The organism is Amycolatopsis sp. NBC_00438, assembly GCF_036026695.1.
In the GTDB taxonomy this organism is placed as follows: domain Bacteria; phylum Actinomycetota; class Actinomycetes; order Mycobacteriales; family Pseudonocardiaceae; genus Amycolatopsis.
In genome coordinates, this window is the sequence record NZ_CP107923.1 from 2873527 (window position 1) to 2893425 (window position 19899).

At 72.1% G+C, this 19899-nt stretch carries 11 protein-coding genes; 7 read left to right on the plus strand and 4 right to left on the minus strand.

What is annotated here, in order from left to right; all coding sequences use genetic code 11:
* The first annotated feature begins 29 nt into the window (after positions 1-29).
* Complete coding sequence (locus OG494_RS13335; RefSeq protein ID WP_328455442.1) at positions 30-1076, plus strand: site-specific integrase; 1047 nt, start codon at positions 30-32, stop codon at positions 1074-1076.
* A gap of 1 nt (position 1077) precedes the next feature.
* Here the strand turns inward: OG494_RS13335 and OG494_RS13340 are convergent, their stop codons facing one another.
* Positions 1078-1242, minus strand: a complete 165-nt coding sequence (locus OG494_RS13340; RefSeq protein ID WP_328455443.1) for a hypothetical protein — start codon at positions 1240-1242, stop codon at positions 1078-1080.
* A gap of 25 nt (positions 1243-1267) precedes the next feature.
* On the opposite strand from OG494_RS13340, the gene OG494_RS13345 reads away from it, so the two are divergent.
* Complete coding sequence (locus OG494_RS13345) at positions 1268-1777, plus strand: CGNR zinc finger domain-containing protein (protein WP_328455444.1); 510 nt, start codon at positions 1268-1270, stop codon at positions 1775-1777.
* On the opposite strand, the gene OG494_RS13350 is transcribed toward OG494_RS13345, so the two are convergent.
* The 3 genes from OG494_RS13350 to OG494_RS13360 form a co-directional block, all read right to left on the minus strand.
* The gene (locus OG494_RS13350) at positions 1774-2460 is read right to left on the minus strand and encodes an SRPBCC family protein (protein ID WP_328455446.1); all 687 of its coding nucleotides are present in this window, start codon (positions 2458-2460) and stop codon (positions 1774-1776) included. The genes OG494_RS13345 and OG494_RS13350 overlap by 4 nt on opposite strands.
* A 33-nt stretch (positions 2461-2493) precedes the next feature.
* Complete coding sequence (locus OG494_RS13355; protein ID WP_328455449.1) at positions 2494-3180, minus strand: class I SAM-dependent methyltransferase; 687 nt, start codon at positions 3178-3180, stop codon at positions 2494-2496.
* A 72-nt stretch (positions 3181-3252) separates the two neighbouring features.
* The gene (locus tag OG494_RS13360; protein ID WP_328455451.1) at positions 3253-4131 is read right to left on the minus strand and encodes an alpha/beta fold hydrolase; all 879 of its coding nucleotides are present in this window, start codon (positions 4129-4131) and stop codon (positions 3253-3255) included.
* Positions 4132-4240: 109 nt separating this feature from the next.
* Between OG494_RS13360 and OG494_RS13365 the strand changes: the two genes are divergently transcribed.
* From OG494_RS13365 to OG494_RS13385, 5 genes are read left to right on the plus strand one after another with little or no spacing between them, the layout of a single operon-like run.
* Complete coding sequence (locus tag OG494_RS13365; RefSeq protein ID WP_328455453.1) at positions 4241-6799, plus strand: hypothetical protein; 2559 nt, start codon at positions 4241-4243, stop codon at positions 6797-6799.
* Entirely contained in the window at positions 6796-11409 is a 4614-nt protein-coding gene (locus OG494_RS13370; RefSeq protein ID WP_328455455.1) for a DUF6603 domain-containing protein, read from the plus strand. The genes OG494_RS13365 and OG494_RS13370 overlap by 4 nt, the downstream gene beginning before the upstream one ends.
* Positions 11406-13355, plus strand: coding sequence for a S8 family serine peptidase (locus tag OG494_RS13375; protein ID WP_328455457.1), 1950 nt, complete (start codon positions 11406-11408; stop codon positions 13353-13355). Before OG494_RS13370 ends, OG494_RS13375 begins: the two co-directional genes overlap by 4 nt.
* Complete coding sequence (locus OG494_RS13380; protein WP_328455459.1) at positions 13352-15298, plus strand: S8 family serine peptidase; 1947 nt, start codon at positions 13352-13354, stop codon at positions 15296-15298. Before OG494_RS13375 ends, OG494_RS13380 begins: the two co-directional genes overlap by 4 nt.
* A gap of 39 nt (positions 15299-15337) precedes the next feature.
* Positions 15338-19879, plus strand: coding sequence for a DUF6603 domain-containing protein (locus OG494_RS13385; RefSeq protein ID WP_328455461.1), 4542 nt, complete (start codon positions 15338-15340; stop codon positions 19877-19879).
* Positions 19880-19899 lie beyond the last annotated feature (20 nt).

Here is a 19899-nt window from a genome sequence, read left to right on the forward strand (position 1 = left end):
TGGAGATCGACATCCCGTAACCTCGGCGGGTGCCTGGCGACCTGGAACCGGTGATCGACGCGACGCTGGCCGCCGCGAGCCCGGAGGATCGGCTCGCGCTGCTGGACGAGGCCGCCGCGCGGCACGTCGACGGGCAGCGGCCGCCGAACACGCTCAAGGCCTACGCGCAGGACTGGCAGGTGTGGCAGGACTACACCGCCGAGACGGGGATCCCGCCGCTGTCGGCGTCGATCGGCGCGCTCACCGGGTTCGTCGTGTGGCTCGAACGCGGGCGGACGCTGCGCCCGGACGAACGCGCCGTGCCCGAAGTGCCGGAGCGGGCCGCTCCGGCGGCGCCGTCGACGATCGAACGGCGGCTCACCGGCGCGCTCGCCGGGCTGCGGCACCACAAGGTCGTCATCGACACCGAAGCGAGCCGCGCGGCCTGGCGGGCGTTGAAGGGCTACCGGCAGCGGCTCGCGCGCGAAGGTGTCAAACGCGGCCGCGGCAAGGCCACCATGGTGACGCTGCCCGACCTGCGGGCGATGTCGCGGGCCTGCCCCGACACCCTCGCCGGAGCGCGCGACCGGGCCATGCTGCTGATCGGGTTCCCGATCGCCGCGCGCTGCTCGGATCTGGCGAACCTGCTGGTCACCGACGTCGAGCCGGTCGACGACCGCGGTCTGTCGATCACCGTGCGGCACGGCAAGAGCACCGGCGACATGGTCGTGCCGCGCCGGGAGAGCCCGGACACCGATCCGGTCCGCGCGTGGCACGCGTGGCGCTCGGGCGCCGGGATCGGCGACGGGCCCGCGTTCCGCCGCGTCGACCGGCACGGCAACGTCGGGGTGCCGGCGCTGAGCACGACCGGCGTCAACCAGATCCTCACCCGGGCGGGCGTCCGCGCCGGGCTGCCGTACCCGGTGACCGGGCACTCCCTGCGGTCCGGCTTCGCCACCGAGGCGCGCCGGGCCGGGGCCGACGACCTCGCGATCGCCGACCAGGGCCGCTGGGTGCGCGGCAGCCGCGCGCTGTACGAGTACATCCGGCGCGTCGACCAGTGGGACGACAACGCGGCGGGCGTGCTCGACCTCTGATTCACCGGGTCAGCCGGCCCTTCGTCGCGCCGACGACTTCGCCGTCGAGGCGCGCGAGCCAGCTGCCGCAGACGCAGCGGACGTACTCGAGCCGGTGGGAAACGGGCTGGGCCGCGGGCAGTTCGGCGAGCGGCCAGCCGCAGCGGGGGCAGCGGTTGGTGTCCATGCTCCGATCGTGCTGTAATGACTTAGTGCACTTCAACCCTTACGGCGGTCCGGCGGCGTCGGTCGCCGCCGACCTGGTCAACGCGGGGTCGGCGGGCGAGCTGGTCGACGCGATGGTCCGCAACGGCATGGTCATCCCGGCACTGACCGCCGACGAGGCCGCGCGCATCGGCGCCTGGGCCGCCCGGCTGCGGCCGGTGTTCGCCGCGACACCGGCCGAGCGCGTCGACCTGGTCAACGCGCTGCTCGCCGAGTCGGCGTGCCGGCCCTACATCACCGGCCACGACGGCAAACCGCCCCACCTGCACTACTCCGAGGAGGACGCCGGGCCGGTCGGCCGCGTCCGCGCGTACACCTCCGGCGGCCTCGCCCACCTGGTGTGCGAGGCCCCGGACCGGCTCGGCATCTGCGGCCGCGAAGGCTGCGAAACGGCGTACGTGGACACCTCACGCAACGGCCGCCGACGGTTCTGCTCGACGCGCTGCGCGACTCGCGTCCACGTCGCCGACCACCGCGCCCGGCAGCTCACGGCCTAACCGAAGACCTCCGCCAGCCAAGCCGCCCAGTCACGATCGTCGGCGTCGCCGAAGTAGTGCCGGCCGACGCCGATCGGCCAGCCGAAGGCATTGCGGCCGTAGAAGCGGTAGAGCGTGTCCGCGGTCCGGACGCCGAGGAAGTTCGGCGTCGCGTAGTCGACGACGCCCTCTTCGCCCAGCACGACGATCCGGTCGCCGACCGCGTCGGGGGCGCCCAGGGCCTTCTTCAGTGTGGTGAAGCCGTCCCGGCTCGCGGACGCCACCGGCGCCTCGGTCATCGCGTAGACCGCGGGACGGCCGTTGAAATGCGTCAGGTACTCGCCGAGCGAGTGGTAGTAGAACGCGGTGTGCTGGCGGCAGGCGTCGTAGTTGGTGTCCCAGTCCTCGAGGAACACACCGCGGTGCACGAACTTCAGGTGGGTGCCGTCGCCCCGGGGTTCGAAGGTGTAGTCGAGCTCGTTGAACCAGCCGTCCTTCTCGCAGCGGGTCGCGAAGCGCTCCCCCGGCTCCCACGTGGTGACCTCGCCGCCGTAGAACGTCAGCCCGGTCTCCGAACCGCCGACGCGCGGCTCGTACCGGATGGGCCACGACCAGCTCCCGGCGTCGACGGTGATCGCGCGCCAGCAGTCCTCCGGCGTGGCGGGCAGCGTGCCCTCGAACCCGGCTTCGAATTCCTTGGTCATGGTGTCCAGCTCCCTTGTCTCGTCACGAAGACGTCATCCGGGAGCGACCGGATTCGACAACCGGTCCGGAGATTTTTTCGCGCGCCAGGCGAGGACCAGCGGGCTGGGGTCGCCGCCCTCGGCGAACCGCTCGAACGTCAGGCCCGCGTCGAGGACCGCGTGCAGCAGCTCCGGCAGCGGCAGGTGGGCGGCGCCGACCTTGTCGCGCAGGCCTTGGTCGGTCCACGACGCCGTCGTCCAGCCGGCCTCCCGGTAGCCGGGCCGGATCACCACGGCCCGCTCGTCGGAGCGGTCGGCGAACCCGCCGCAGAAGCACGGGTGCACGCCGACGTGCACGAACACCCCGCCGGGCGCCAGGACCCGGGCGGCTTCGCGCAGCACGGCCGGGTAGGCGGGCATGTCGGTGTGCACCATGACCGCCACGACGGCGGGCAGCGATCCGGTGGTGAACGGAAGGGCGCCGGCGTCCCCGCGAGCCACCGGCAGCCGATCCGTCGCGTACCGCAGCATGCCCTCGGAGACGTCGACGCCGAGCGGGGTCCGCCCGAGCGACCGGATCAGCTCGGCGTGGACGCCGGTCCCGCAGCCCACCTCCAGGCACGGCCCGGATCCCGGCCCGAGCAGGTCCCGCACGATCGGCCGGATGGCCAGCGGATCTTCGCGCTGCCCGGCGAGGAAGGACGTCTCGTACCACTCGGCGATCGCGTCGTAAGCCGTCATGCCTCCCGTGTACCGCGCGGCTCCGGGGCGGAGCCACGGATTCCGCGACGGGCGGAACTCACCACAGGGAACTCACCACAGGGACCGGACCGCGTCCGCGAACGCCTCGGGAGCCTCCTGCGGCGCGTTGTGCCCCACGCCGGGCAGGACGCGGTGCTCGTACGGGCCGGTGAAGTACTCGCGGTCCTCGGCCGCGCCCGGGCCGCCGATGCCGTCGGCGTCGCCTTCGAGCACGACCGTCGGGACGCCGATGCGCGGTGCGGCGGCGATCAGCTCTTCGAGGCGGTCGTACCGCGGGTCGCCGTCGGCCAGGCCGAAGCGGTGCCGGTAGGAGTGGATCACGACGTCGACGAAGTCCGGGTTGTGCAGGCTCGCCGCGCTGGCGCGGAACGCCTCGGCGGCGCCGGCCCAGGTGGGTGACCACGTGCGCCACAGCAGCTCGCACAGCTCGTCCCGGTTGCGCTCCAGGCCGCGGCGGCCGCGTTCGCCGTGGAAGTAGTACTGGTACCAGTACGTCCGCTCCCACTCCGGCCGCGTGGGCTCGCCGGAGTGGGCGATGAGCTGGACGTTGTAGCCGTCGACCGACACCAGCCCTCGCACGCGATCCGGCCACAGCGCCGCCGCGATGCACGCCGCGCGTCCGCCCCAGTCGTAGCCGGCGACGACGGCGCGGTCGATGTCCAGCGCGTCGAGGAAGTCCAGCAGGTCCTGGGCGAGCGCCGCCTGCTGGCCCGAGCGAAGCGTGTCCGCGGCGAGGAACCGCGTCCCGCCGAAGCCGCGCAGGTACGGGACGAGCACCCAGGCGCCGGCGTCCGCGAGCGAACCCGCGACGTCGTCGTAAGCCCGGACGTCGTAGGGGAAGCCGTGCAGCAGGACCACCGGTGTCCCGTCCGGCTCGCCGGACTGGTCGTAGGCGACGTCGAGCAACGGTGTGGTGACGTGGGAACCCATGCCGGTGATCCTCCCAGCCGGGTCCGCGCCGCCGAAGTCGATCAGTTGTCGACGAGTTGTCGACGGCTGCTGCCACAGTCGGCCCGGCCAGCGAACCCGGGGGGACCGCATGACCATCGTCCGGCTGAAGTGGGCCGACACCGCCGCCACCGACCTGCACCTGATACCCGGCGTCTCGTCGCCGGAGCTCGTCCGGCTGCTGCGCGTCGACGACCTGACCGGGGAGACGCTCACGCCGGACCTGCCCTTGCCGGCGGGGAACACGGTGACGTTCACCCCGCAGCTGACGGTCGCCGACGACCACGGTATCGAGCTGACGGCCGCCGGCGAAGTCACGGTGAAGACACTCGCCCTGCGCGGGCACTCGTTCCTCCTCAACGTCGCACTGGACCAGGACCCGGCGATCACCAACCGGATCCGGGTCCACGTGCACGAGAAGCTCTCCTCGCTCTGGCTCACCCCGTCGCGCCTGACCGTGCGCCAGGGCGCCGACCAGGCGCGGTTCTCGGTGCTCGGCCTGTTCGACCAGGTCATCGACGGGACCGTGGTCCTCGAAGACGGGGTCATCGGCGACATCACCAACTGGTCGCCGTTCCGGCCGCCGGGCGCGAACGAGCTCACCTACGTCCACCTCCCGCACACGACCACCCCCGCGCTCACCTGGTCGGCGACCGGCGGGCCGATCACCGTCGACGCCCGGACCGGCGTCCTCACCGCACCGGTCGAAGCGGGCCCGGACACCAAGGTGACGGCCACGACCGCCGGGCAGCACGCCGACGGCACCGCCGTCTGCGCCCCGTCCTGGTCCACCCACGTGCGGCTGGCGCACCTCGGCGGCCCCGGCGTGCAGCGGGCCGGCACCGTGCCGAACATCCTCTTCCTGCCCGACGGCTTCCAGGACACCGCCGCCGACCAGGCGCTGTACAACCGGCTCGTCGGCATCGTCAAGGACCGGCTGGAGAGCCGGACCGAGACCCGGCCGTTCGCCGCCCTCACTGGCCGCGTCAACTACTGGCGGGGCTGGGTGCCCTCGCCCGACGCGGGGGTCACGGTGCTCGACGAACTCGATCCGAGCCCGGCTCCGGGAGAACTGCCGACGAAGGCGGTGCCGCTGCCCCTGCCGAGCACGGCCCGCCCGGCCGCCGGCTGGTCGCTCGCCGACGTCGTCAACGCCATCGGCCTGCCGAACGCGGCCGACTACCCCACCGGCACCACCGTGGAGACCAAGATCGGCTTCCTGCAGACCGTCTACGGCAACTCCATCACCGCGGACCTGCTCCGGCCGCGGTTCGACCAATGGGTCGGGCTCAACGACCGGCTGCTGCTCAACGAGCGCGACACCGCGTTCCACATGGCGTTCAGCGAGCGGCCGTCGGCCGACGCGATCCTGCTCGGGCACTACATCTCGCCGAATCCCCGGCGGATCTCGGACAACGACCTCACCAAATTCCTGGACGCGCTCCGGGGTCCGAACGACGACATCCTCCCGGCCGGGCTCTGGTCGACCGGCAAGGACCGGAACCGGGTCGTCATGCTCTGCCGGTCCTCCAAGGACGGCGGTCTCGCGAGCCGGCGCAAGGTGAGCGAGACCTCGAACGGGATCACCATCGGGGTGAGCTCGGCCGCCCGTCCGTTCCATCAGGTGCGGCCGAACTCCCGTGGTGACGGCTTCGACCTGAAGCCGGACGACATCCCCACCGACGTCTTCTACTCGGTGTGGCTGACCGTCGCCCACGAACTCGGGCACTCCTTCGGCCTCGGCGACGAGTACGGCAGGCGGACCGACGCGCCGACGCCGCTCAAGATCCGCCAGGTGCGGAGCAACCCCAACGTCCAGGACCGCGGTTCGCTCACCGTGGACGGGACCCCGGAGGGCCTGATCGACGCCGGGAAGATCAAGTGGTCGGACTGGCCGCGGATCGACCGGGCCGGGGTGCTGAAGAACGGGCTGACGGACCCGGTCGGCGGCCGGTTCACCGTCGACCTCGTCGACGCCAAGGCGAGCGGGCTGCAGACCGACGACATCGTCATGTTCCGCCGCCGCCCGCTGGCCACGGCCGGCAAGCCGTCGGACATCTGCAAGATCGTCGGGGTCGACGTGCCCGCCAACCGGGTGTTCGTCGCGCCGCTGCTGGGCGGCACCGTCGTCCCAACGGCGTTCCCGGCCGGGAGCATCCTGCTGGCCTACGTCCGCAAGCCCGACCCCGACTTCGCGCACGACAAGTTCGGCGGTGTCCTGACCCTGGCGGACCCGGTCGTGCTCCAGCGGATCGCCGAGACGCAGAACCCGCTGAACGCGCAGCCGAGGGCCGGCGAAGCCGATCCACCGAACGACGTCGAAGGCCGGCCCTGTGGCAACGTCCGCCTGCCGGTGCCGACCTTCGCGACCAACTTCCCCCACCGCGCGGCGCCGAGGAAACCCGACTTCTCGTACTGGACGATCGGGCTCTACGAGAACGGCAGCGAACACAACTGCGGGATCTACCGCCCGACCGGCACCTGCGTGATGAACCGCCAGTTCTTCGAGGACCCGAAGACGAAGACCGTGAAGCTGGCCGACTTCTGCATCATCTGCCGCTACGCCTTCGTCGACAGCGCCGATCCGACCCTGCACCACGCGGTGGAGGCGGACTTCCGCGAGCGGTACGGGATCCGAGGAGCGAGATGACCGACCCCACCGGCGATCGCGGCACCCTGGGCCTGATCGCCCACCACCTCGTCGAGGCCGTCCGGCCCCTCGAGGACGCGTTCTCGGACGCGGCCGCCTTCACGACGCTGATGCGTCAGCTCGGCTGGCAGGTGCCCGGCCTGCCGCCGTCCTACCCCGCCGTCGCGGCGGCGGTCACCCAGGCCGTCAACGCGCTCGAACTGCTCGCCGACGGCGCCACCGCCGGCGAGATCTTCGCCGTCATCGGCAAAGCCGGGGACGTCTACCGGGCGATCTCGGCGCTGACCCAGGCGCCCACCGGGATCGACCCCGCGGTGTTCCTCCCCGAGCTGGCCCGCCGGCTCTTCGAGTACCTGCTGGGCCGGCAGCTCCTAGCCGAAGCGCCCGACTGGTACGCCGCGCTCGAGGCACTCGGGATCATCGCGCACGAGTTCCAGCCGGCCACCGCCGGCCGCGCCGACCACACGCGGGTCCGCTTCGACTGGGACCTGATCCCCGCGCTCCTGTCCGACCCGTCGCGGGTGCCGGCCGCGGTCTACGGCTGGGGCACGCCGGACCTGGCCTTCGGCAAGCTCGCCGAACTGCTCGCCGGGCTCGTCTCGGGCCTTGGCCTGCCGGTGACGCTCGACCGCCTGTCGGACGACGAAATCGCGCCCCTGCACGCCGGTGCGACCCAGCCACCGGACGAAACCGCCGGCCAGGGCCTGACCCTGATGCTCGGCGAGATCGCCCTGCCCGGCGGGGTGGTGGCGCCGCTCGGGCTCCAGCTCACCGGGCTGCCCGCCGACGGTGCCGCGTTGCCCGGCATGATCCTGCTGCCGCAGGTGCCGGACGGCGTCGACGCGGCTGTCCCGCTCGGCGGCGACTGGACGCTCGTCGTGCGCGCCGGCACGGATCTGGGCCGGCAGCTCGCCGTGTTCGCACGGCCCGGGGACGTCGGCGTGCGCTACCCGGGCGCACCCGGCCGGCCGCTGCCGGGTGCCGGGTTCGGGGTGTCGCTCGTGTTCGCCCCGGACACCGCCGTCCGGTTGTTCGGCCAGCCCGGCCAGACCCGCCTGGAACTGACCGGGGCGACGCTCGACGCGGCCGTCGACGTGCGTGGCGGCGAACCGGAGATCGGGTTCCGCGCCGCCGTCGACGGGCTGGCGCTCGTGCTCAGCGCCGCCGGGGCGGACGGATTCCTCGCCACCCTGCTGGGCGACACCGAGCTGCGGGTGGCGATCCCCGCCGAACTCGCCTGGTCGAGCCGTTCGGGGCTGCGGTTCAGCACCCAGGCCGGGCTCGAAGTGACCGTCGACCCGGACCTGGACCTCGGGTTCACGCACGTCGACCGCGTCACCCTGGCCGTGAAAGCCGACGTGGGCGACGGGACGGCCACCTCGCTGGCGGTCCGGGCCCAAGCGGCGTTCTCCGGCACCTTCGGCCCGTTCTCCTATGTCGTCGACGGCTTCGGTGTCGAGCTCCCGGTCGCCTTCACCGAGGGCAACGCCGGTCCGTTCGACGTCGGGCTGCGCGTCACACCGCCGACCGGGGCCGGGCTGGCGGTGGACGCCGGTGTGATCTCCGGTGGCGGCACCCTCTCGTTCCACCCGGAACGCGGGGAGTACTCCGGCTCGCTCGACCTGGAACTGGCGGACTTCGTGGCCGTCAAGGCGATCGGCGTGATCAGCACCCGTCAGCCCGACGGATCCCCGGGGTTCTCCCTGCTGATCGTGCTGACCGCCGAGTTCGGCACCGGACTGCAGCTGGGGGCGGGCTTCACGCTGCTGGCCGTCGGCGGTCTCGTCGGCCTCAACCGCGGGATGAACCTCGCCGCGCTGGTCGAAGGCGTCCGCACCGGCGCGATCGAATCCGTCGCGTTCCCCAAGGACGTCGTCGCCAACGCGCCGCGGATACTCTCCGACCTGGCCAAGTACTTCCCGCCCGAACAAGGCACCTTCCTCATCGGGCCGATGGCCAAGATCGGCTGGGGCACGCCCACCCTGGTGACCGTCTCGCTCGGCGTGATCATCGAAATCCCGGGCAACATCGCGGTCCTCGGCGTCGTGAAGGCGGCGCTGCCCACCGCCGACAAGCCACTGCTGGTCGTGCAGGCCCAGTTCGTCGGCGCTCTCGAACTCGACAAGTCCCGGCTGTGGTTCTTCGCGAAACTCTTCGACTCCCGCATCCTGACCATGACCATCGACGGCGGCATGGGCGTGCTCGTGGCGTGGGGTGACAACCCCGACCTCGTCCTCACCGTCGGCGGCTTCCACCCCGCCTACCGGCCACCGCCACTCCCCTTCCCGATCCCCGACCGGCTCACGGTCGACATCCTCAACCGCAACAACCAGCTCATCCGCGTCGCCGGATACTTCGCCGTCACCAGCAACACGGTCCAGTTCGGCGCGAAAGCCGAGCTGAGGCTGGGGTTCAGCGCGTTCCGCGTGGAAGGACACCTCGGGTTCGACGCCCTGTTCCAGCTTTCGCCGTTCCGGTTCGCCATCCACATCGACGCCCACGTAACCCTCAAGGCCTTCGGCGTCGGCGCGTTCGGCATCGACCTCGACTTCCAGCTCGAAGGCCCGGCACCCTGGCGAGCCCACGGCAAGGGCTCGATCGGGTTCCTGTTCTTCTCGATCTCGGCCAACTTCGACATCACGTGGGGCGAAGACCGCGACACGACCTTGCCGCCCGTCGCCGTGCTTCCGTTGCTGGCCAACGAAATCGGCAAGACCGAGGGCTGGGAGACCCGGCTGCCCTCCGGCGGGAACCGGGCCCTGGTCAACCTCCGGGAGCTGCCCGACACCGGCGAACTCGTCCTGCACCCCCTCGGCACCCTGTTCGTCCGGCAGCGCGCCCTGCCCCTGAACGTGCGGCTGGACCGCGTCGGCGGGCAGAAAGCCGGTGACGGCAAGCGGTTCACCGTCAACCCGGTCGGCGACAGCGGCTTCACCCGGGTTTCGGACACCGGTGACCGCTTCGCCATGGGGCAGTTCCAGACCCTCTCCGACGCTGCCGCCCTGTCCCGGCCGTCCTACGAGACCCAGGACGCCGGGCTCGAACTGACGGGCGCGGCCACCTTGGCCACGGCCCGCGTCGTCCGCCGCAGCGCCCGCTACGAACTGCACGTCATCGACAGCACAGCGACCCAGGCGACGGCTAGCGCGACCGCCGTGGCCGTGCCGCAGAAGCGGTTCCACAGCGTCAGCGGACCGGTCTTCGACGAACTCACCCGCGGCAGCAGCACCAGTCGCGCGGCGCTGTCGGCCCGCCAAGCCGCGCAGAAGCAGCCGTTCGCGGCGCAGGACACTGTCCGCGTCACCGAGCAGCGGTTCGTCGTCGCGTACCTGAAGAGCAACCGGCAGGCGTTCCCGCCCGCCGGGCCGGGCCGGGCGTCCCGCGCCGCGGCGGCGACCTTCCGCAGCCGGACCACGGCGGAGGACGCGCTCGCCGACTTCGTCACCGCGGACCGGGGGCTGGACGGCCTGCTGCACGTGATCCCGGTGGCGGAAGCGGCGGTGGCACCGGGCGTGCCCGGCACGTGGTCCGACGCCGGGCCGCTGCCGGTGCCCGCGGCCGAGTCCGACGCGGTCCGGCTCGCCGACGGCCGCGTGCTGGTGGCCGGCGGCACCGGCCCGGACGGGGCGCCGCTTGCCGGCACCGCGTTGTTCGACCCGACCGCCGACGCGTGGTCGGCCGGACCGCCGTTGACGACCGGACGCCGGCTGCACACCACGACCCGGCTCGCCGACGGCCGGGTGCTCGTGGCCGGCGGCGGCGCGCACGCCTCGGCCGAGGTCTTCGACCCCGCCGCGGGCGTTTGGACCCTCACCTCCGCGATGAGCACGGCCCGCCACGGCCACACGGCGACCGCGCTGCCCGACGGCCGGATCCTCGTCACCGGGGGCAGCGGGGTCCGGCCCGGGCAGGAGGACGGCGCGCTCGCGTCGGCCGAGCTGTTCCACCCGGCCACCGGGACCTGGACCGCGGCCACCCCGATGGGCGACGCGCGCAGCGGGCACCAGGCGGTCGTCCTCGACGACGGCCGGGTCCTCGTCATCGGCGGGGCCGCCCCCACCGGGAACGGCCGGGAGGAAGCACTGGCCTACTGCGAGCTGTACAACCCGGACAAGAACGAGTGGACCGCCACCGGAACCCTTGCTCAGGCGCGAAAAGGCCATCAGGCAACGGTGCTGCCCACCGGGTGGGTGCTCGTCACCGGCGGCGACCCGGTCGTCGCCGCCGACGGCACCGTCGACCCGCACAGCCTGGCCACCGCCGAACTGTTCGACCCCGCCTTGCAGAAGTGGTCCGCCGCGGCGGACCTGCCCGGTGGCGGCCGTACCCGCCACCGGAGCCTGCTCCTGCGCTCGGAACTCGTCCTCGTGCTGGGCGGGACCGGGGCGCCGGAAGCGACGGCGGGCTACCGATCCGTCCTCGCCTACGACCCCGCCGACGGCTCGTGGTCCACAGTGGACGGCCTGGGTACCGGCCGGTCCGGCTTCGCCGTCGCGGAATTGGCCGACGACCGGGTCCTGGTCGCCGGTGGGACCGCGATCAAGGGCGCGGCCGCCGAAAACCCGGAAGCCGGTACGCCGGCCCAGCGCAGTGAGGTGCTCATACCGTGACTCCGCACCAGGATTTCCGCCTGCTGATCGGCCCGGAGCCGTTCGACCCCGTCGACGTCGCCCCCGGCGCGCTCGCGCCGGGCAAGAAGGCGACGATCGTCCAGTTCACCGCCGCGCTGACCGAGCCGGACGTGACCCGCCTGAAGAGCGCGTACGGCCTGGTCCTCGACCGGCTCATCCCGAACCTGGCCTACCTCGAACGGCTCGATGACACGACCGTCACCAAGGTGCGGGCCGACTTCCTCGTCCGGACCTGCACCGCGCTGGACCCGGCGCTGAAGCTCGCCCCGTGGATCCCCGCCACCGGCACGCCGCTCGAGCTGATCGTGACCCTGTTCGACGACACTGACCTCGCCGCCGCCCGGACGTCGTTGACCGCGGCCGGCGCCCGGGACGTCCAGGTCCTCGACAACCGCGAGATCGGTGCTCACCCCGTCGCGCAGTGCACGCTCGACGACCGGGCGGCGCTGCCGCTGGTCGCAGCGCTCGACGACGTCGTCTGGGTGGCGCCGGAGCAGGCCACTGTGGACTTCAACGTGGAAGCGGCGCAGACGATTCAGTCCGGCGGGGTCGGCGTGCACGGCGGCACGATCTGGGACCGGGGCCTGCACGGCGAGGGCCAGGTGATCGACATCATCGAGCAGGCCGGCACGATCGACCTGAGCCACTGCTTCTTCGCCGACGACCCGGTGAACATCCCCGGCCCGGCCCACCGGAAGGTCCTCAAGCTCACCTCGAAGGCCGGCACCAAGGTGAGCGAGCACTGCATGTTCGTCGCGGGGATCGCGGCGGGCGACAAACTCACCGATCAGGGAGCGCACCCGCACCGGGGTGGGGCGTGGGCGGCCAAGATCGTCTTCCGCACCCGGGACACCCTCCTGGTGAACATGCTCGACGACGGGATGAAAGCGGGAGCCACGATTCACAACACCAGCTGGGGAGTCGAAAACCAACCACTCTACGACGATACCGCGCGGGACGCGGACGACTTCAGCTTCCGCAACGAAGACCACGTGGTCGTCGGCGCCGGCGCCGACTTCCCCGCGAATGACAACACGCCGCCCGGCATCGCCAAGAACGTGCTCTGCGTCGCGGCGACCGACGCCTTCCCCCTCGAGCGGCACCTGACCGAGGGGGTTCCCGGACCGACACCCCCCGACCGGCGCCGCAAGCCCGACATCATGGCCGTGGGGGCCGGGATCAGCTCGGCGCTGCCGAACTCCTCGCCGACCCCGGGCCCCTACTGCGAGACCGGTCCGCCGAAGGTGACCCAGGCGGCCGCGACGAGCTGGGCGGCCCCGAACGTCGCGGCCGCGGCCGCCCTCGTGCGCCAGTACTTCACCGAAGGGTTTTACCCCCGCGGTGAGAGGCTGGGCAACCGGCCGTTCTTCCCGACCGGTGCGCTGATCCGGGCCGTGCTGCTCAACTCGACCGTCGACGTGACCGCCTCCGATCTCCCCAGCGTCAGTGTCAAGGGCTACCCGACGAACGCCGAGGGCTGGGGACTCATCCGGCTCGATCGGACCCTCTTCTTCCCCGGCAGTCCTCGCAAGTTGTTCGTGAATGACATGCGGCACATCGCCGGCCTGACGCTCGCACAGGTGCAGTCCCGGCACGTATTCGTCAACAGCCTCGTCGAACAACTCAAGATCACGCTGGTGTGGACGGACCGGCCGCCCGCACAGCAGTCCTACCAGCACCCGTCGTGGAACGTGCTCCGGCTGGAAGTGGAGGACCCCCAGGGAACCAGGTACTTCGGCAACGACATCGACGTGCCGACGGGCCTGTCGAAGCCGAACGGGGCCGGTCCGCTGGACCTGGTCAACAACGTCCAGATGGTCATCGTCGACCAGCCGCCCGAGGGGAGCTGGAAGATCAGCGTCCGCGGCTCCGCTGTCTTCGGCACCCAAGGCTACGCACTCGTGGTGTCAGGAGCTCTGACATGACCGACTTCCGCGTGTGGATCGGCCCGGAGCCGTTCGATCCCGCCGAGGTACCGGCGGCCACCGAAGCATTGGCACCGGCCAAGAAGGCGATGATCGTGCAGTTCCGGGCGTCCCTGAACGAGCCCGACGTCGCCCGGGTGAAGGCCGCGTACGGGGTGCGCCTGAACCGGTTCGTCCCGAACTTCTCGTTCCTCGAACGGCTCGACGACGAGACCGCCGCGAGGGTGCGCGCCGACTTCCTGGTGCGCACGTGCATCCCGCTCGATCCGGCGTTGAAGCTCGCCTCCTGGATCCCCTCCGGCACCACCCCGCTCGACCTGATCGCGACCCTGTTCGACGACGCGGACCCCGCCGCCGTCACGGCCGCGCTCGGCGCGCTCGGCGCACGCGACGTCGTGCTCACCGACAACCGGTCCTTCGGGGGCAGCCAGTACGCCGACTTCACCCTCGACGACCGGGCGAAGCTGCCGCTGGTCGCCGCCATCGACGACGTGGTCCTGGTCGAGCCGGTGCCGGAGCGGGCGGTCACCGACCTCCCCGCGGCCCAGGTCTTCCAGTCGGGCGTCGCCGGCCTGAACGCCACCCCGATCTGGGACCAGGAGCTGCACGGCGAGGGCCAGATCCTCGGGCTCATCGACGAGGGGCACCTCGACCTGAACCACTGCTTCTTCAACGACGCCAAGGAAGCCAAGGCCGGCGAAGACCACCGCAAGGTGCTCGCCATGTTCGACCAGAACGACGTCGGGACTTCGCCGCACTTCATGTTCGTCGCAGGGATAGCGGCCGGCGACTCCCTCGACAAGAACGGCAAGGGCGGCGTCCACGAGCACCGAGGTGGCGCCTGGGCGGCCAAGATCGCCTGCCACAGCTTGAACGACATGTTAGGTGCGGTGGCAGTCAAGTTCCTGGTCATCCTCGGCAGGCTCAAGGACGCGGGTGCGTTCATCCACACCAACAGCTGGGCCGGCGGCATCCCGGCGTACAACGTCGACGCCGTCAACGCGGACACGTTCAGCTTCGAGAACGAGGACCACGTGGTGATCGCCGCCGCGGCGAACACGAACAACCACGTCACCGGCAACGGCGCGCCCGGGATCGCGAAGAACGTGCTGTGCGTGGCCGCTTCCCAGGGCCCGCCCGACCAGATGAGCTTCGGCAGCGGGAAGCCCGGGCCGACCACCGACGGGCGCCGCAAACCCGATCTCATGGCGGTGGGCAACGGCATCCAGTCCGCGTCCTTGAAGCAGAACTCGACCGCCCTGTACTGCGACGCCGGCCCCTATTTCAAGAGCCCGGAGCTGGCGGCCACGAGCTGGGCGACCCCCAACGTGGCGGCCGCGGCCACTCTCGTGCGCCAGTACTTCACCGAGGGGTGGTACCCCGGTGGTGAGAAGCGGGGTGACCACCACCTGGTCCCGACCGGCGCCCTGATCAGGGCCGTGCTGCTCAACTCGACCACCAACATGACCGGCATCCCGGGCTACCCGTCCGACGTCGAGGGCTGGGGGCAGATCCAGCTCGACCGCACCCTCGTCTTCAAGGACGGCCGCGCTCGCCGGCTGCTGGTGAACGACGTGCGGCACGCCGCCGGGCTGTCGCTGGGGACGAAGGTCACGCGACGCTTCTTCGTCGGCAACGACCACGAACAGCTCAAGATCACGCTCGTGTGGACGGATCCGCCCGCGGCCGAGTCCTCGACCCAGCCCTCGCGGAACGTCCTCAAGCTGACGGCCCAGGACGCGCTGGGCGTCAGCTACCTCGGAAACGACTTCGACACCGTGGCCGGTGTGTCCCGCGTAGGCGGGGCCGGCACCCAGGACCGGCTCAACAACGTCCAGATGATCGTCGTCGACAAGCCGTTCACCGGCCCTTGGACCATCACCGTCAGCGGCACCGTCGTCTTCGGCGCACAGGGTTACGCCCTGGTCGTCACGGGCGCATGACATGAACGACTCCAGCACCGAGCCCGTCGGAGGCACCGGATGGCACTGACCGTCGAAACCCTGATGCTCGAAATCGGACGCGCGTTCGCGCCGCTCGAACAACGCCTTCGTGGTGGCGAAATCCCGCTCCTGTTCGCCGAGATCGGGCTGCCCGCGCCCGACGTCGTGCTCGGCGCGCAGGCCGTGCAGAACGCCGTCGGCGGCGCCGCGACCGCGCTGAGCACCCTGCCGCGCGTGGTGACGGACCTGGCCGCGGCGATCGACGCCCGCGACACCGCCAAGATCACCGCGGCGGTGGCCGCCGCGGTGCCGATCGTCAAGTCGGTCGCCACGGCCGTCGACGTGGTGTCGACCGCGATCACCGCGGCGGCGAGGACGGCGGGTCCGGGCCGGGCCGAGGTCGAGGCGTTCGCCGCCGAACTCGCGCAACGGCTCTTCGGCTTCGCGCTCATCACCTACCTCGAAGACCGGCTGCCGGTCGCCGGGTACCTGCTGGGCCTGCTCGGGATCCTCGAGTCGACGCCGCTGGCCGCGACGCCCGCGGCGCCGGCGCACGTCCGCCGCGTCCTGCGGGTGGACCGGGTGACCGCGCTGCTGCGCGACCCGGTCGGCGTGCTCGCCGACCTCTACGCCTGGGGCAGCCCGGAGTTCGACTGGAACCTGCTGCTGCGGCGGCTCTCGATCTTCCTCGGCGCGGTCACGGACTTCGCCTTCGTGCAGACCGGCCCGCCGCCGTTCCTGCGCATCGCCGGGGTCGACGTCGGCGTCACGGATGATCCCGTCCCCGGTGTCGACGCCCAGTTGCGCCTCGCCGCCGACGAGCACCTGGACCTGACCATCCCGATCGGTGACACGGTCGCGCTGGTCGTGACGTCCGACGCGGCGCTGGAAGAGAAGGCCGCCGTCGAACTGCTGCCACCGGCGCAGCTGCGGGTCGTCCCGCCGGCGGCCGAAGTGCGCGGCGGGGTGCGGCTGGGCCTGCAGGCGCCGTACGCCGACGGGGCGCCGCCGATCGTCGTCCTGGGCACGGCGGGTGGTTCGCGGATCGAGGCGCGGCGCCTGCGCGCGACGGTCGGCGCGGATCTCGTGTGGAACCCCACCGAGCGGCGGGCCGACGGCGCGCTGGTGTTCGAAGCCGCCGTCGAGGGCGGCAAGGTCGTGCTGGACCTGGCGGAGGCGGACGGCTTCATCAGTACCCTCCTGCCCGCCGGAAAGCTCGAGTTCGACGTCGACTTCGTGCTGACGTGGTCGTCCGCGACCGGGTTGCGCTTCAAGGGGTCCGGCGGCGCCGAGGTGGACGTCCCGGTCGACCTCACTGCCGGACCGGTGACCCTCACGGGCCTGCACCTGGCGCTGCTGCTGGGGGCCGGCGGCGTCACGTTCGAGGCGTCCGGCTCGATCACCGCCCAGCTCGGCCCGGTCTTCGCGGCCGTCGCGCGGACGGGTGCCGTGCTGCGCCTGGAGCAGCCCCCGAGCGGCGGCAGCCTGGGGCTCGCCGACTTCACCGTCGGGTTCAAACCGCCCACCGGCGTCGGCCTGTCGGTCGACGCGGGCGGGATCTCCGGCGGCGGCACCCTTTCGTTCGACCCGGACCGCGGCGAGTACTCCGGCTCGCTGGAACTCGAGTTCGCGGACTTCCTCGCGCTGAAGGCGATCGGGCTGATCACCACGCGCCAGCCGGACGGTTCGCCGGGTTTCTCCCTGCTGATGGTCCTCACCGCCGAGTTCGGCAGCGGCATCCAGCTGGGGTACGGCTTCCGGCTGCTGGCGGTCGGCGGCCTCATCGGGCTCAACCGCGGGATGAACCTGGCCGCGCTGGTCGAAGGCGTCCGCACCGGCGCGATCGAATCCGTCGCGTTCCCGAAGGATGTCGTCGCCAACGCGCCGCGGATCCTCTCCGACCTGGCCCGGTTCTTCCCGCCCGAACAGGGCACCTTCCTCATCGGGCCGATGGCCAAGATCGGCTGGGGCACACCGACGCTGGTGAGCATCTCGCTGGGGGTGATCATCGAGATTCCCGGCAACATCGCCGTGCTCGGCGTCCTCAAGGCCGCGCTGCCCACCGAGGACGATCCCCTGCTCGTGGTCCAGGCGCAGTTCGTCGGGGCTCTGGAGCTGGACAAGTCCCGGCTGTGGTTCTTCGCGAAGCTCTTCGACTCGCGCATCCTGACGATGACCATCGACGGCGGGATGGGGGTGCTGGTCGCGTGGGGTGACAACCCCGACCTGGTGCTGACCGTCGGCGGCTTCCACCCGGCCTACCGGCCGCCGCCGCTGCCGTTCCCGATCCCCGACCGGCTGTCGGTCGACATCCTCAACCGCGCCAACCAGCTGATCCGCGTCTCCGGGTACTTCGCCGTCACCAGCAATACCGTCCAGTTCGGTGCGAAAGCCGAGCTGCGCCTGGGGTTCAGCGCGTTCCGCGTCGAGGGGCACCTCGGGTTCGACGCCCTGTTCCAGCTTTCGCCGTTCCGGTTCGCGATCCACGTCGGCGCGCACGTGACGCTGAAGGCGTTCGGCGTGGGCGCGTTCGGGATCGATCTCGACTTCCAGCTCGAAGGCCCGGCGCCGTGGCGGGCGCACGGCAAGGGTTCGATCGGGTTCCTGTTCTTCTCGATCTCGGCGAACTTCGACATCACGTGGGGTGAGAACCGCGACACGACGCTGCCGCCCGTCGCGGTACTCCCGTTGCTGGCCGGCGAAATCGGCAAGCTCGAAGGCTGGGACACCCGGTTGCCGTCCGGGAACAGCCGCACGCTGGTCAACCTCCGGCAGCTGCCGGAGACCGGGGAGATCGTGCTGCACCCGCTCGGCACGCTGTTCGTCCGGCAGCGCGCGCTGCCCCTGGGCGTCCGGCTGGACCGCGTCGGCGGGCAAAAAGCCTCGGACGGCAAACGGTTCACCGTCAACCCGGTCGGCAACACCGGCCTCAAGCGGGTGTCGTTCACCGGCGACCGCTTCGCGATGGGGCAGTTCCAGACCCTGTCCGACGCCGCCGCGCTGTCCCGGCCGTCCTACGAAACGCAGGACGCCGGCCTGGAGCTGACCGCCGACGCCGCCCTCGCGACGGCTCGCGTCGTCCGCCGCAGCGCCCGCTACGAGCTGCACCTGATCGACAGCGCCGCGACCCCGCGGCTGACCAGGCTGGCCGTGCCGCAGAAGCGGTTCCACAGCGTCAGCGGACCGGTCTTCGACGAACTCACCCGCGGCAGCAGCACCAGCCGGGCCGCCCTGTCGGCCCGGCAAGCCGCGCAGAAGCAGCCGTTCGCGGCGCAGGACACCGTCCGCGTCAGCGAGCAGCGGTTCGTCGTCGCGTACCTGAAGAGCAACCGGCAGGCGTTCCCGCCCGGCTCGATCGCGCGGCCGGGCCGGACCACCGTGACGACGTTCCGCAGCCGGGCGACCGCCGAGGACGCGCTCGCGGACTTCGTGGCCGCGGACCGCGGGCTGGACGGCCTGCTGCACGTGATCCCCGCCGCCGAAGCGGTGGGCACCGCCGGCGTCCCGGGCACCTGGTCCGCCGCGGGTGTCCTGCCGGCTCCGGTGTCCACTGTGGACGCGGTGCCGCTGGCCACCGGTCGCGTGCTGCTCGCCGGCGGGACCGGTCCGGGCGGCGCCGCCGTCGCCACGACGACCCTGTTCGACCCGACCGCCGACTCGTGGGCCACCGGACCGGCCCTGGGCACCGCCCGCCGCGGGCACACCACGACCCGGCTCGACGACGGCCGGGTGCTCACGGCCGGCGGCCGCGGCCCGAACGCCGTGCTCGCGACGGCCGAGGTGGCCGACCCCGCCGCGAGCGCGTGGAAGCCGGCGGCGCACCTGGGTGTCGCCCGGCACGGCCATTCCGCGACGAAGCTGAGCGGCGGCCGGGTGCTGGTCGCCGGCGGCAGCGGTGTGCGGGCCGGGCAGGACGACGGCGCCCTCACTGCCTGCGAGGCGTTCGACCCCGGCACCGGCACCTGGGCGGCAGTGCCGCCGATGACCGACGCGCGCACCGATCACCGGGCCGTCCTCCTGCAGAACGGTGACGTCCTGGTCGTCGGCGGCGCGGTCCCGTGCGGGAGCGGCCGGCGCGGGCAGCTCGCCTACTGCGAGGTGTTCGACCGGGCGAAGCAGGACTGGGTCGTCACCGGCAGCCTCGCCCAGGCCCGCACCGGGCACCAGGCAACGCTGCTGCCGGACGGCACGGTCCTGGTCACCGGCGGCGACGCGGTCGTCGCGCCCGACGGCACGTTCGACCCGCACGGCCTCGCCACGGCCGAGCGGTACCACCCGAAGGACGGCACGTGGCGCGCGGCGGCCCCGATGCCGGGTGGCGGGCGCACCGGACACCGGGCCCTGCTGCTGAGCTCCGGGGTCGTCCTGGTGACCGGCGGCACCGGCGCCCCGGAACGAACGGCGGGCTACCGCTCGGCACTGCTCTACGACCCGGACCAGGACACCTGGACGACGGTCTCGGGCCTGCTCACCGGCCGCTCCGGCCACGCCGTCACCGAGTTGCCCGACGACCGGGTGCTCGTCGCCGCCGGTGTCGGCGGCCCCGACCCCGCCGGAACCGGCGAGGTGCTCATCCCATGACGTCTGCGAAGGAAACCACG

Coding starts and splice junctions, on each gene's coding strand:
- OG494_RS13365 (WP_328455453.1), top strand. CDS start 4,241: ATGACCATCGTCCGGCTGAAGTGGGCCGACACCGCCGCCACCGACCTG.
- OG494_RS13380 (WP_328455459.1), top strand. CDS start 13,352: ATGACCGACTTCCGCGTGTGGATCGGCCCGGAGCCGTTCGATCCCGCC.
- OG494_RS13350 (WP_328455446.1), bottom strand. CDS start 2,460: ATGACCAAGGAATTCGAAGCCGGGTTCGAGGGCACGCTGCCCGCCACG.
- OG494_RS13385 (WP_328455461.1), top strand. CDS start 15,338: ATGGCACTGACCGTCGAAACCCTGATGCTCGAAATCGGACGCGCGTTC.
- OG494_RS13340 (WP_328455443.1), bottom strand. CDS start 1,242: ATGGACACCAACCGCTGCCCCCGCTGCGGCTGGCCGCTCGCCGAACTG.
- OG494_RS13355 (WP_328455449.1), bottom strand. CDS start 3,180: ATGACGGCTTACGACGCGATCGCCGAGTGGTACGAGACGTCCTTCCTC.
- OG494_RS13370 (WP_328455455.1), top strand. CDS start 6,796: ATGACCGACCCCACCGGCGATCGCGGCACCCTGGGCCTGATCGCCCAC.
- OG494_RS13360 (WP_328455451.1), bottom strand. CDS start 4,131: ATGGGTTCCCACGTCACCACACCGTTGCTCGACGTCGCCTACGACCAG.